Origin of the sequence: Faecalibacterium sp. BIOML-A1 (genome assembly GCF_009679715.1) — a bacterium.
GTDB classification, from domain to species: domain Bacteria; phylum Bacillota; class Clostridia; order Oscillospirales; family Ruminococcaceae; genus Faecalibacterium; species Faecalibacterium taiwanense.
This window is the reverse complement of record NZ_WKZJ01000011.1, coordinates 38,156-51,778: the sequence shown is the minus strand read 5'-3', so window position 1 is coordinate 51,778 and position 13,623 is coordinate 38,156. Positions and strand designations below refer to the sequence as shown.

The window sequence follows — 13,623 nt, the reverse complement described above, 5'->3', positions numbered from 1 at the left end:
GCTCCCGCCCAATGGGCAGGAGCCTTTTGCTGTGTCTAGGATATAAGGAATTTTTGGAAGAGATCAGGAGAAAAAACAAGGCATACACATTCTGTCGGAGGTTTTAAGGGGATAAGATTTACTCGCCGCGGACGGCTGCGAAACCTGCTTCCAGATCAGCAATGATATCGTCGATGTGCTCAGTGCCGATGGACAGGCGGATGGTGTTCTGATAGATCTGCTGCTCGGCCAGCTCTTCGTCGTTCAGCTGGCTGTGGGTGGTGGAAGCCGGGTGGATGACCAGACTCTTCACATCAGCAACGTTTGCCAGCAGGGAGAAGACCTTCAGGTTATCGATGAACTTGAATGCTTCCTCGCGGCCGCCTTTGATGTTGAAGGTAAAGATGGAAGCACCGCCGTTGGGGAAGTACTTCTCGTACAGGGCGTGATCCGGGTGATCCGGCAGGGAGGGGTGGTTGACCTTCTCCACCTGCGGGTGGTTTGCCAGAAACTCGACTACCTTCTTGGTGTTCTCCACATGGCGCTCGATGCGCAGGCTCAGGGTCTCGGTGCCCTGCAGCAGCAGGAAGGCGTTGAACGGCGAAATGGTGGCACCGGTATCACGCAGCAGGATCGCACGGATGTAGGTGACAAAAGCTGCGGGGCCTGCTGCATCGGCAAAGGAAACGCCGTGGTAGCTGGGGTTGGGGTCAGCAATGTTGCCGAACTTACCGCTTGCCTTCCAGTCGAACTTGCCGCTGTCCACAATGATGCCGCCCAGCGTGGTGCCGTGGCCGCCGATGAACTTGGTGGCGGAATGAACAACGATATCTGCGCCGTGCTCAATGGGACGGATCAGGTACGGGGTGCCGAAGGTATTATCGATGACCAGCGGCAGGCCGTGCTTGTGCGCGATGGCTGCAATGGCATCGATATCGGGGATATCGCTGTTGGGGTTGCCCAGAGTTTCCAGATAGACGGCCTTGGTGTTGGGCTGGATGGCATTCTCCACCTCAGCCAGATCGTGTGCATTGACAAAGGTAGTGGTGACACCGAACTGGGTCAGGGTGTGCTCCAGCAGGTTGTAGCTGCCGCCGTAGATGGTCTTCTGGGCCACGATGTGGTCACCGGCCTGTGCCAGTGCTTCGATGGTGTAGGTGATGGCAGCGGCACCGGAGGCGGTTGCCAGAGCAGCCACGCCGCCCTCCAGAGCAGCGATGCGCTTCTCGAACACGTCCTGCGTGGAGTTGGTCAGGCGGCCGTAGATGTTGCCGGCATCTGCCAGACCAAAGCGGTCTGCTGCGTGCTGGCTGTTGCGGAACACATAGGAAGTGGTCTGGTAAATGGGCACTGCACGGGAATCGGTTGCGGGATCGGCCTGCTCCTGGCCAACGTGAAGCTGCAGGGTCTCAAATTTATAGTTAGACATAGTATTTCACCTCTCTATTTGTACTTATAGTATAATTTTCTGATACAAAAAATCCCGATGCGTGATACAAAAGCGCATCGGGCAAACACAATTCAAAGCTATTCTGTCAACGTCACATTCGGGTACACATTCGTGCACAGCAAGAGGGCATCGTACAGTTCACAGCCAGATGTTCTGCCCGGTCACCGCACATTCGCCCACAGCGGAAGTTTGCATGCAGCAGGTCGTTCCAAATCAGCTTCATATCCGTGCCCTCCTTTCCCGTAAAACTCTTTCCCACTCATCTACAAACCGGCACCTCTATCTGCTCTGTACCGGGAAGCAAAACCTTTGCTTTCTTTTTCCCACTAGGTTTGTGGATTTGTTGTTTGCATTATATTCCCTCTTACCCAGTTTGTCAATAGGTTAATTCCAGTTTTTTTCAAATTGAGTTTTCTGCACGATGGGCAGCCCGCATTTGCAGCATCCCGTTGTGCAGTTCCAACAGGAGTAACACTTCTGCTTCTTCGAAAATTTTTATTTTTCCATTGATAAAACCTTAAAATTTTATTGTTATACTAAAGCTGTTCCTTGCAAACGCCCTGCAAATCGTTTATTATGGTAGCGTTCTTTTTTATCATCAAAGGAGTTTTTTCGATGCTGCATCGTTTCTTTCATTTTTTAAAGCAGAGCCTGCTCGTTGTTCTTTGCATCCTGCTGCTTGGCGGGCTGCTGGCAGGCGGCTGGTTCTTTTATCAGGGCAGGCAGCTGTACCGCAGTGCCGCCAGCAGTTACCCAGTGGCTTCCATGTACGACACCATCTGTGCCCGCGGGAGCTATACTTCCTACGATGCGCTGCCGCAGATCTATATTAACGCAGTCATCTGCACCGAGGACGAGCATTTTATGACCCACAAGGGCATCGACCCGGGGGCCATTGCACGCGCCCTGCTGGCCGACCTGCGCACCCACTCGCTGGCCGAGGGCGGCAGCACCTTGACCCAGCAGCTTGCCAAGAACGAGCTGTTCACGCAGGACAAGCATCTGGCCCGCAAGGCTGCCGAGATGCTTGCTGCTTTTGATCTTGAAAAGACCTACTCCAAGCAGCAGATCTTTGAGATGTACGCCAACACCATCTATTTTGGCAGCGGGTATTATGGCATTGCAGAAGCTGCCGAGGGCTACTTTGGCAAGGAACCGGCCCAGCTGACCGATGCCGAAGCGATCTATCTGGCGGGTATGCCCAACGCGCCTTCCACCTACGCCAGCAGCCCGGAGCTTGCCTTCAAGCGGATGCAGGTGGTGCTCAAGCGGATGGTCAAGTGCCGCGTGCTCACCCAGCAGCAGGCCGATGCCATTGCCGCAGATGCTGAAAACTTAACGGTTTAAACAAGACACCGCGCCCTGTCTGCTGCGGATCAGACAAGGCGCGGTGTTTTGTTTTGCGGTATTTGGTTTGGTAAAGGAGGAATCATGTTACCCGTTCAGGCGGTTGCGGCCCCGCCTGTCGGTAGCATTATCATACCAAAGAATTTCTGCGAAACCATGTTCTTTTTATGAAGGTTTTGTAAACTCACTCCGGCGCTTTCATGCTTTCCACCATGCTGATATGCCGCACATGCCGCCGCATGGCAAAGCACACCACAAAGGTGAACAGCATCGTCAATGCCACTGCCAGCAGATAACTGCTGGGTGCAATGGTGCGAATAAACATCAGCTGATCCATTTCCACGGTCAGGACGATGAACCGGTGCAGCGGCACGCCCAGCAGCAGGCCCACGCCGGAGCCGATGAGGGACAAAAGCTCGATCTCGCGGAAGATGTAGCGGTACACTTCTTTGTCATAGAAGCCCAGCACCTTGATAGTGGCAAGCTCCTTTTTGCGCTCGGCAAGGTTGACGCTGATCAGGTTGTACAGCACCACCGCCGCCAGCGCCGCCGCGCACACGATGATCAGTACCACCACGTAGTTCAGGCTGCCGATCAGGCTGCCGAACATGGAGGTGGTGTCCTCGGTGAAGCTGACGCTGCTCACATAGTTGCAGCCCAGCAGCTTTGTGCGCAGGGCGTTGTACTCCGCCTCGGTGGTACAGCCGGTCAGGCCGTAGACGGTGTTCCACTCCGGCGTGCTGCCCAGCAGGGCCTGCAGCTGCGCATTGGAGAGATACAGCCGGGTGAACATGTAGTTCTCGGTAATGCCGGTCAGCACCAGCGGCACGCGGCTTCCGTCTGCAGCCTCCACATAGAACGTATCGCCCACGCTCAGCTCCAGATTCAGGGCCGTTTTTTCGGTCAGGATCACGCTGTCCTCTTCAAAGGGAATGGGGTCGTGGCCCACCCGGGTGCGGAAGGTGAAGTATTCGGTCATCCGGGCATCGTCCTCCGCGCCTACGATGCTGACATCGGCGCTCCCGCCCTCTTCATTATAAAGGGTGGTGGACTTTGTGTAGAACGCGCCCCAGCTGCGGACCGCACTGCTGCTATCCAGCGTGTCGGCAAGGCCTTGCTCCATGGTCAGCGCCTTTTCATCGCTGAGCGAGATGGTGAGATCGTTGTGGGTCAGCTGCCTGGACTGCTTGTCCACGATGGGCAGGATGGAATCCTGAATGCCAAAACCGATCAGCAGCAGCGCCGTGCAGCCTGCCACGCCCAGCACTGTCATGAAGAAGCGCTTTTTGTAGCGGAACAGGTTGCGGGCTGTGGTCTTTTGGGAGAAGCTCATGTGCTGCCACAGTGGGGTGATGTACTCCAAAAAGATGCGCTTGCCTGCCACCGGGGCCCGGGGCAGCAGCAAAGCTGCAGTCTTTTCCTTCAGGCTGGCACGGCAGGCGTTCCATGTAGCAAAACCGATGACGGCCGCGCTGATGGCTACGCTGGCTGCCGCCATGCCGGGGTAAAAGTGCAGCGTAAAGGTGGACATGCTGAAGATCATCTGGTAAGCATACCAGATGATGAGCGGGAACACCACAAAACCGATGACCATGCCCACGATGCTGCCCAGCACGCTGGCGCTGAGGGCATAGAACAGATACTTTCCTGCGATCTTTGCGTTGGAGTAACCCAGAGCTTTCAGAGTACCCAGCTGCAGGCGGTTCTCGTCCACCATGCGGGTCATAGTAGTAGTGGCCACCAACGCCGCCACCAGGAAGAAGAACACCGGGAACACCCGTGCAATGGCATCCATGCGGTCGGCATACTGCTCAAAGGTGACAAAGCTCACGGTGGAGCTGCGGTCCAGCACATACCACTCGCCGCTCTTGATCTGGCTCACCTGCTCCTCGGCATCGTTCAGCTGGGCAAGGCCGTCGGCCAGCTGCTGTTCGGCATCGGCCTTCCGGCTCTCGTACTCCGCGCGGGAATCGGCCAGCTGCTGCACGCCGTCGTTGTACTGCTGCCAGCCTTCGTCCAGCCGGGTGCGTGCCGCATCAAACTGGGTGTAGGCTGTGGCCGTGCCGGTGGTGAGCTGCAGCTGACCCTGCAGAAGCTTTACCTTCATCTGGCGCAGTGCTGCCTTTGCCTCAGTCACCAGCTGCTCGTTGGAAAGGCTGGACGAAGAGATCAGCCCCTGTGCATACATCTGGCGCTTGCCCGCGTCCAGCTGGGCCTGATAGCCGTTCAGCTGGCCGCTGATGTTGTCGTAAGCATCCTGCGCCTTCTGCAGGGCATCCCGCAGCTCGGTGTACTCTTCATCGGCAGGTTCCGCTTCGTCCAGCGCTTTCTGTGCGTTGTGCAGAGCCGTTTCGGCATAGCCCAGCAGCGGGTCGGCCACCTTTTTCAGGTTCACCAGCATCTCGATCTGTTGCAGCTGATCCTCAAATTCCAGCAGTTGTTCCTCGCCGCTCACCAGCTCGTCCGCACCGCCCTGCATGGTATCCGGCAGGGCCTTTTTGTTGGCGGCAAGCTCCGCTTCGCCCGCGTCCAGCTGGGCTTTGGCGCTGTCCAGCTGTGCCTGTGCATCGGCCAGCTGCTGCTCTGCCTCCGCAAACTGACGGTCTGCTTCGGCTTTTTTGTCGTTGTACTCGGCCCGGGCGTCGGCCAGCTCTGCACTGGCGTCCTCGATCAGCTCCGCCCGCCGGGCCGTGCACTGTGCGCCGCTGATGGCCTTTACCCTTGCGGCTGTGTCATCCACTGTCGCCTGATACTCGTCCGAGTAATTATCATACAGGCCGGCATTTTTTACTTTGAGATAGCACGCCGTATAATAATCCGTGGTCAGGCTGCCTTCCGGCAGGAACACAATATCATCCAGCTGGCCGTCACCGGCGGTGCTGCTCTCCTTGTCCGTGGAAAAATGCTGCGGGTCCTGCACGGTGCCCACTACCGTGAACTGCTTCCGGCTCACATGTTCGGTGTCCTCCGGCATGGTGAGCACCGTGCCCGGCTCCACCGGGTCGCCGTAGCCCATCACATGCACCACGCACTCGTCCGGGGCCTCAGGCATCCGGCCCGAGAGCAGCACCAGACGGTTCATATTTTCTGCCGTGTCGGCCCCGGGGTCGGCGGGCAGCTGCTGCAGGCGCACCACCGCCGTCTCGCTCTGGCCCTGCCACTGGGCCTCCACGTCCTGATATTTCACCGGCTGCACAGCCTCCACGCCATCCACGGCGGCAATGGCGGCAATGTCCTCCTCCGAAAGGCCCAGCGTGGACAGCACCCGCAGGTCGAACACGTTCTGCTGCACGTAGTATTTCTGCCCGGCGATGCGCATGCTGGGCGCAAAACTCATCAGGCCGGTCAGCATCATCACGCCCAGCGCTACGATGCCGAACAGCGAGACCATGCGGCTCAGGTTGTCCTTCATTTCCCGCAGGATGTTTTTACGATAACTTTTCAGCACAGCTCTCACCACTCAATCTCCTGCACCGGCACAGGGTGCTCGTTGACCTGATTGGAGACGATCTTGCCGCTGCGCACCTGAATGATGCGGTCTGCCATCGCCGTCAGGGCGGTGTTGTGGGTAATAACGATCACCGTGCGGCCGGTGCGGCGGCAGGTATCCTGCAAAAGGGCCAGCACCTGCTTACCGGTCTTGTAATCCAGTGCACCGGTGGGCTCGTCGCAGAGCAGCAACTTGGGGTTTTTGGCCAGTGCGCGGGCAATGGACACCCGCTGCTGCTCGCCGCCGGAAAGCTGAGCCGGGAAGTTGTTCAGCCGCTCTCCCAGACCCACGCTGCGCAGGGTCTCTTTGGGGTCCAGCGGGTCGCGGCAGATCTCGCTGGCCAGCTCCACGTTCTCCAGTGCGGTCAGGTTCTGCACAAGGTTGTAGAACTGGAACACAAAGCCCACGTCGTACCGGCGGTAGGTGGTGAGCTCTCTGGCGGTAAAGTGGCTCACGTTCTGGCCGTCCAGCCAGACATTGCCCTCGTCGCAGCTGTCCATGCCTCCAAGGATATTCAGCAGGGTGGTCTTACCTGCGCCGGAAGGCCCCACGATGATGCAGAACTCCCCCTTATCCACATAGAAATTCAGGTGGTCTGCGGCGGCGATCTTCACACTGCCGGTCTGATAGTATTTGCAAACGTCCTCAAACTCCACAAAATGCTCCATGGCGTTTTTTCCTTTCTATCGGGAATGCATACTGTTTCAATTTAACTATAACATCTCCCGGCAGACTTTGCAAAGACATCTGCGCAAATTTTCAAAAACTTAACAGAAAAGCGCAAAAAGGGCCGCTGCACATCTCTGCGTGCAGCAGCCCTTTCATCATTTGATCTCGGCGGTCAGCGCCCCACGATCAAATCGCGGCGGCAGCGCAGGCCCACGGTGAGGAAGGTGTTTTCGCCCAGTCGGCGCAGCACCACGCGGTCGGTGCCCTTCTGGCCCTCCACCAGCAGAGACAGGTTCAGGGTGGTGGAGCCCTTCTCAGTCTGGACCACCAGCGTGCTCACACCCTCGTTCAGCAGGGTCTGCATGTCCTGCACGGTGGTGCGGAAGGTAGCAGAACCGGCGGGCACATCCAGCGTCAGCACACTGTCCTTCTGGCGGGCAGTGTACAGCTCTTCTCTGCCGAACAGGCCCTTGACGGTGTAGCGGGCCTCGCTCTTTTTCGCCGCTGCATCTGCGGACGGGGCGGCCAGCTCATCGCCGGAGATCAGCATGATATTGCCCTGAATGGGGTTTCCCTCCGGTGCACCGTAGCCGCCGTAGTTGGGGTCCTTTTCGCCGATCGCCACATCGGCGCTGTGCAGGGCGATATCCCCCTGCACCATCTGCTCCTGCGGGGGCAGATAGCCTGCGGCAGCAGGGTCGTTGATGTCTGCCTCTGCGGCAAATGCGCCCACGCTCAGCATGGCGGCAGCACCCAGCACTGCAGCGGTGGTGGTGACGGTACGGACAAATTTATGGTTCAGTTTCATTTGGAATACCTCCGTTGACGGCGGTTTTGCACCGCACATTTTTGTTTTGTGGAAAACCATGGTCTGCCATGCGGTGTAATACAAAACCGCCGCATCTGTCTTATAAACGGATGCGGCGGCGGGATTATTGCAGCAGGCTAAAAAAAATTTTTGGCAGCTCTGCCGCCGGGGTCACTGGGCCTGTGCCGGTTCCCGGTTCAGGATCTCCATGAACTCCTCGCCGGTGATAGTCTCTTTCTGGTACAAATACTGTGCCAGCTCATCCAGCTTGGCGCGGTTGTCGGTCAGGATGCGGACAGCCTTTTCGTGCTGGGCCCGGACCAGCTCCACCACCTTCTGGTCGATCTCGCGCTGGGTCTGCGCCGAGCAGGCCAGCGAGGTGTCACCGCCCAGATACTGGTTGTTCACGGTCTCCAGCGCCACCATGTCAAAGTCCTTGCTCATGCCGTAGCGGGTAAGCATGGCGCGGGCAAGCTTGGTGGCCTGCTCGATATCGTTGGAGGCACCGGTGGTGATGGATCGGAACACCACTTCCTCGGCGGCGCGTCCGCCGGTAAGGGTGGCGATCTTGTTTTCCAGCTCTTCCTTGCTCATCAGGTAGTGGTTGCCCTCGTCCACCTGCATGGTGTAACCCAGTGCGCCGGAGGTGCGGGGGATAATGGTGATCTTCTGCACAGGGGCAGAGTTGGATTGCTTGGCCGCCACCAGTGCATGGCCGATCTCGTGGTAGGCCACGATGCACTTTTCCTTGTCGGTGAGGATGGAGTTCTTCTTCTGGTAGCCTGCAATGACCACCTCGATGCTCTCCTCCAGATCGGCCTGCGTCACGCTCTTACGGCCTGCACGCACAGCGCGCAGAGCTGCTTCGTTGACAATGTTGGCAAGTTCCGCACCGGATGCACCGGAAGCCATGCGGGCCACAGTGTTGAAGTCGATGCCCGGGGCCAGCGCCACCTTTTTGGCGTGCACTTTCAAAATCTCTTCGCGGCCCTTAAGGTCGGGCAGCTCCACCGGCACACGGCGGTCAAAACGTCCGGGACGGGTCAGCGCCGGGTCCAGCGAATCCGGGCGGTTGGTAGCCGCCAGAATGATGACGCCGGTGTTGCTCTCAAAGCCGTCCATCTCGGTGAGCAGCTGGTTCAAAGTCTGCTCACGCTCGTCGTTGCCGCCGAGATTGCCGCTGTTGCGCTTCTGACCGATGGCATCGATCTCATCGATGAACACGATGCAGGGGGCCTTTTCCTTGGCCTGCCGGAACAGGTCGCGCACCTTGGATGCGCCCATGCCCACGAACATCTCCACGAATTCAGAACCGGAAATGGAGAAGAACGGCACGTTGGATTCGCCTGCCACGGCCTTGGCCAGCATGGTCTTGCCGGTGCCCGGAGGGCCCACCAGCAGGATGCCCTTGGGCATGGATGCGCCAATGCTCTCGTACTTGCCGGGGTCGTGCAGGTAATCCACGATCTCCTGCAGGTTTTCCTTGGCTTCATCCTCACCGGCCACATCCGCAAAGCGGATGCCGTGGGTGGACTGCACATAGACCTTGGCGTTGGACTTGCCCACGCCGCCGAACATCATGGACCCCGGGCCGCCGCCGGCCTTTTCCATCAGCTTTTTGTTCATCTGGTTGCCGATGAAGCTGAACAACAGGATGGGCAGCAGGAACCAGATCAGGAAATTGAGCATCGGCGACCCCTGCTCCACGATCTCGCTGGAAAACTGTGCTCCGGCATCATACAGGCGCTGGGTAAGCTCCGGGTCGTTCATCAGGCCGGTCTTGTAGACCTGCTTTTCCTCTTTATCGGTAAAAATGATCTGGTTGGATTCAATATCCACACGGCCGATGTTCTTTTCCTCGGTCATGGTCATAAAGGTACCGTAGTCCACTTCCTCCACCTGACGCTCGCTCATCCACGGCAGCAGCACAAGGTTGAGCAGCAGCAGGACCGCCAGCACGATGGCGTAGTAAATCGCCAGCGGCTTTTTGGAAGGTTTGACTTCTTTCATGTGGCAATTCCTCCTTTGGTTCCTGATGCAAGTAGTATAGCACAGTAAAACCGGGCGCAACAGCAATTCGAGCACAACTTTCCAAAAACTTAGCAAATTGTTAACATTAACGCCTCGTGCATAATTTTGGAAAATTCTGCCCCTTATTTTGTGAAATTGTTTCATTTTGAGAATGAGTCAGATTGCTTGACACTGCCCGCGAATCATGCTAAACTTAGTCCACTTTGAAAAAAGCACAAATGCGTTGACGGGGAAAAAACGATTTTCTTCTGCGTATAGAGAGCCGCCGGGTGGTGCAAGGCGGGTGCAGAGGGTTTCGGTTACTGGCCCCTGAGCGGCAGGGCTGAACACACAAGTAGGCTCTGACGGATGTCCACCGTTACAAGGACAGCGATTCGCCGCAAAAAGCCGATCGTGCAAAGCGGCTGTGCCCAAAGGCGCAGCAAAGAGAGTGGTACCACGGATGCCCTGTAGTTTGAACTTTACAGGCTCTCGTCTCTCAAGGTTTTCGCCTTGAAAGACGAGAGCCTTTTCGTATATCTGCCTTTTGGAAGCAGGCTTGCCCTCTCCGTCACGGCTTACGCCGTGCCACCTCTCCCAAAGTGAGAGGCCTTGGCAGTACGGCAAAGTTTTCGGTTTTGCCAAGGGCTCCCCCCTTTGGGGGAGCTGTCGAACGAATGTGAGACTGAGAGGGCAAGGACGCTCACAAAGAGCATGGAGCAAGAAGTGTAAATTGTTTGGGAGGACGCGCAAATGATGGACGCAACCAAGTACGCTCCGGGTTACTACCCGGTACCCGCAGGCTATGACAGCTGGGTAAAGAAGGATCACATTGAAAAAGCCCCCGCATGGTGCAGTGTGGACCTGCGCGACGGCAATCAGGCACTGATCGTGCCCATGAGCCTTGAGGAAAAGCTGGAGTTCTTCCAGATGCTGGTCAAGATCGGCTTCAAGGAGATCGAGGTGGGCTTCCCTGCCGCCAGCGATACCGAGTACGAGTTCCTGCGCACCCTGATCGAGAAGAACATGATCCCCGAGGATGTCACCGTGCAGGTGCTGACCCAGTGCCGTGACCACATCATCCGCAAGACCTTCGAGGCCGTCAAGGGCGCACCCCGCGCGGTGATCCACTTCTACAATTCCACCTCTGTGGCCCAGCGCGAGCAGGTGTTCCACAAGAGCAAGGAGGAGATCAAGAAGATTGCCACCGACGGCGCAAAGCTGGTCAAGCAGCTCAGTCAGGAGTACGAGGGCAACTTCCTGTTCGAGTACAGCCCCGAGAGCTTCACCGGCACCGAAGTGGACTACGCCGTGGATGTGTGCAATGCCGTGCTGGACATCATGCAGCCCACCCCGGACCGTCCCATGATCATCAACCTGCCCGTTACCGTGGAAATGAGCATGCCGCACGTCTACGCAAACCAGATCGAGTACTGCGACAAGCACCTGAAATACCGTGACAGCGTGATCATCTCCACCCATCCCCACAACGACCGCGGCACCGGCGTGGCCTGCGCAGAGCTGGCCGTGCTGGCGGGTGCACAGCGGGTGGAGTGCTGCCTGTTCGGCAACGGCGAGCGCACCGGCAACGTGGACGCGGTGACGCTGGCCATGAACATGTACAGCCACGGCGTGGACCCCAAGCTGGACTTCTCCGATATGCCGGACATCTGCGCCACCTACGAGCGTGTGACCCGGATGCACATTTACGAGCGCACCCCCTACGCCGGTCAGCTGGTGTTTGCCGCTTTCTCCGGCAGCCATCAGGATGCCATTGCAAAGGGCATGGCCTACCGCAAGGAGCATGGCGAACACCGCTGGACCTGCCCCTACATCCCCGTTGACCCCCACGACATCGGCCGCACCTACGATGCCGATGTGATCCGCATCAACAGCCAGAGCGGCAAGGGCGGCATCGGCTTTGTGCTGGAACAGAACTTCGGCTACAACCTGCCGCCCAAGATGCGCGAGGCGCTGGGCTACAAGGTCAAGAGCGTTTCCGACCACAGCCACAAGGAGCTGAGCGCAAACGAGGTGCTGCACATCTTCGAGGATGCCTTCCTCAACCGTTGCAAGCCGCTCAACGTTCTGGAAGCCCACTTTGCACAGGTGGGCGGCATCACCGCCACCGTCGCGCTGGAGCTGAACGGTCAGCGCAAGGTGGTCACCTCGGTGGGCAATGGCCGTCTGGACGCTGTGGCAAACGCCATCCAGAGCGCCACCGGCATGGAGTTCCACCTCGAGACCTACTCCGAGCACAGTCTGGACGAAGGCTCCACCTCCCGCGCTGCCTCCTACGTCGGCCTTGTCTGGGGCGATAACACCGTCACATGGGGTGCCGGTACCGACACCGATATCATCGTGGCTGGCATCAAGGCACTGGTGAGCGCCATCAATAATAAATAATTAAAAAGAGGGCAGCGTCCTCGCCCTCTCCGTCACGGCTTACGCCGTGCCACCTCTCCCAAAGGGAGAGGCCTTGGCAAAGAGATGAAGTTTACGTGGACTGCCAAAGGCTCTCCCTTTGGGAGAGCTGCTGAGCGAAGCGAAGCTGAGAGGGCAAGCCGCCTATCCAATAGAGAGTATCAAAAGGAGAGTACCATCATGGGAATGACCCTGACGCAGAAAATTCTTGCCGCACATGCCGGTCTTGCCGAGGTCAAGGCAGGCCAGCTCATCAATGCAAAGCTGGACATCGTGCTGGGCAACGATATCACCACCCCGGTTGCCATCAACGAGTTTGAAAAGGCCGGTTTTGACGGTGTGTTCGACAAAGAGCACATTGCCATCGTGCTGGACCACTTTGTGCCCAACAAGGACATCAAGAGCGCCACCCAGTCCAAGCAGTGCCGCGAGTTCGCCAACAAATACGATATCCTCAACTTCTACGATGTGGGCCAGATGGGCATTGAGCACGCCCTGCTGCCGGAAAAAGGCATCGTGACCGCAGGCGACTGCGTGATCGGTGCGGACAGCCACACCTGCACCTATGGTGCACTGGGTGCCTTCTCCACCGGTGTCGGCTCCACCGATATGGCTGCCGGCATGGCCACCGGCATGGCATGGTTTAAGGTGCCCTCTGCCATCAAGTTCGTGCTCAAGGGCAAGTTCGGCCCCCGCGTCTCCGGCAAGGACCTGATCCTGCACATCATCGGCATGATCGGTGTGGACGGCGCACTGTACAAATCCATGGAGTTCACCGGCCCGGGCGTTGCCAGCCTGACGATGGACGACCGCCTGTGCATCTGCAACATGGCCATCGAAGCCGGTGCCAAGAACGGCATCTTCCCCGTAGACGATGTGACCAAGGCTTACCTCAAGGGCCGCAGCCAGCGTGAGCCGGTGTTCTTTGAGGCCGACCCGGATGCCGAGTACGAAAAGACCATTGAGATCGATCTGGACAAGCTGGAACCCACCGTCAGCTACCCCCACCTGCCCGAGAACACCCACCTTGCCAGCGAGGGCAAGGACATCAAGATCGATCAGGTTGTGATCGGCAGCTGCACCAACGGCCGTCTGGAGGACATGGAAGCCGCCTACAACGTGCTCAAGGGCAAGCACATTGCCAAGGGCGTGCGCGGCATCATCATCCCCGCCACCATGGCCGTTTACAAGGAATGCATCCTGCGCGGCTGGACCACTGCCTTTATTGATGCAGGCTGCATCGTGTCCACCCCCACCTGCGGCCCCTGTCTGGGCGGCTACATGGGCATTCTGGCCGAGGGCGAGCGCTGCGTTTCCACCACAAACCGCAACTTTGTGGGCCGCATGGGCCATGTGAAGAGCGAGGTCTACCTTGCTTCTCCCGCCACTGCCGCCGCCAGCGCACTGACCGGCTGCATCACCGACCCCCGCACGGTCTGATCGGAA

At 58.1% G+C, this 13,623-nt stretch carries 9 protein-coding genes and 1 other annotated feature; of the genes, 3 read left to right on the top strand and 6 right to left on the bottom strand.

Features of this window, described 5'->3' with window-relative positions; all coding sequences use genetic code 11:
- Window positions 1-118: 118 nt before the first annotated feature.
- Window positions 119-1,408 carry an O-acetylhomoserine aminocarboxypropyltransferase/cysteine synthase family protein gene (locus tag GKG36_RS11645; RefSeq protein ID WP_120081370.1) on the bottom strand — a complete coding sequence of 430 codons (1,290 nt, stop codon included), beginning with the start codon at window positions 1,406-1,408 and terminating at the stop codon, window positions 119-121.
- 112 nt (window positions 1,409-1,520) lie between these two features.
- A complete protein-coding gene (locus GKG36_RS14995; RefSeq protein ID WP_005942280.1) occupies window positions 1,521-1,652 on the bottom strand; it encodes a hypothetical protein in 132 nt (43 codons plus the stop codon).
- 392 nt (window positions 1,653-2,044) lie between these two features.
- Between GKG36_RS14995 and GKG36_RS11640 the strand changes: the two genes are divergently transcribed.
- Window positions 2,045-2,776 carry a biosynthetic peptidoglycan transglycosylase gene (locus GKG36_RS11640; protein ID WP_242960029.1) on the top strand — a complete coding sequence of 244 codons (732 nt, stop codon included), beginning with the start codon at window positions 2,045-2,047 and terminating at the stop codon, window positions 2,774-2,776.
- Window positions 2,777-2,960: 184 nt separating this feature from the next.
- Here GKG36_RS11640 and GKG36_RS11635 read toward each other — a convergent pair whose 3' ends face one another.
- The 4 genes from GKG36_RS11635 to ftsH form a co-directional block, all read right to left on the bottom strand.
- Window positions 2,961-6,233, bottom strand: coding sequence for an ABC transporter permease (locus GKG36_RS11635; protein WP_243145087.1), 3,273 nt, complete (start codon window positions 6,231-6,233; stop codon window positions 2,961-2,963).
- The gene (locus tag GKG36_RS11630) at window positions 6,230-6,934 is read right to left on the bottom strand and encodes an ABC transporter ATP-binding protein (protein WP_005942271.1); all 705 of its coding nucleotides are present in this window, start codon (window positions 6,932-6,934) and stop codon (window positions 6,230-6,232) included. The genes GKG36_RS11635 and GKG36_RS11630 overlap by 4 nt, the downstream gene beginning before the upstream one ends.
- Before the next feature lie 173 nt (window positions 6,935-7,107).
- Complete coding sequence (locus GKG36_RS11625; RefSeq protein WP_154260851.1) at window positions 7,108-7,743, bottom strand: transcriptional regulator, IclR family protein; 636 nt, start codon at window positions 7,741-7,743, stop codon at window positions 7,108-7,110.
- Between the two features lie 171 nt (window positions 7,744-7,914).
- Entirely contained in the window at window positions 7,915-9,753 is a 1,839-nt protein-coding gene (gene ftsH, locus GKG36_RS11620; RefSeq protein WP_154255886.1) for an ATP-dependent zinc metalloprotease FtsH, read from the bottom strand.
- Between the two features lie 235 nt (window positions 9,754-9,988).
- Window positions 9,989-10,256: a binding site (T-box leader), on the top strand.
- Window positions 10,257-10,506: 250 nt separating this feature from the next.
- On the opposite strand from ftsH, the gene GKG36_RS11615 reads away from it, so the two are divergent.
- A complete protein-coding gene (locus tag GKG36_RS11615) occupies window positions 10,507-12,159 on the top strand; it encodes a 2-isopropylmalate synthase (RefSeq protein ID WP_154260849.1) in 1,653 nt (550 codons plus the stop codon).
- A 198-nt stretch (window positions 12,160-12,357) separates the two neighbouring features.
- Complete coding sequence (gene leuC, locus GKG36_RS11610; RefSeq protein ID WP_118529126.1) at window positions 12,358-13,617, top strand: 3-isopropylmalate dehydratase large subunit; 1,260 nt, start codon at window positions 12,358-12,360, stop codon at window positions 13,615-13,617.
- Window positions 13,618-13,623: the final 6 nt, after the last annotated feature.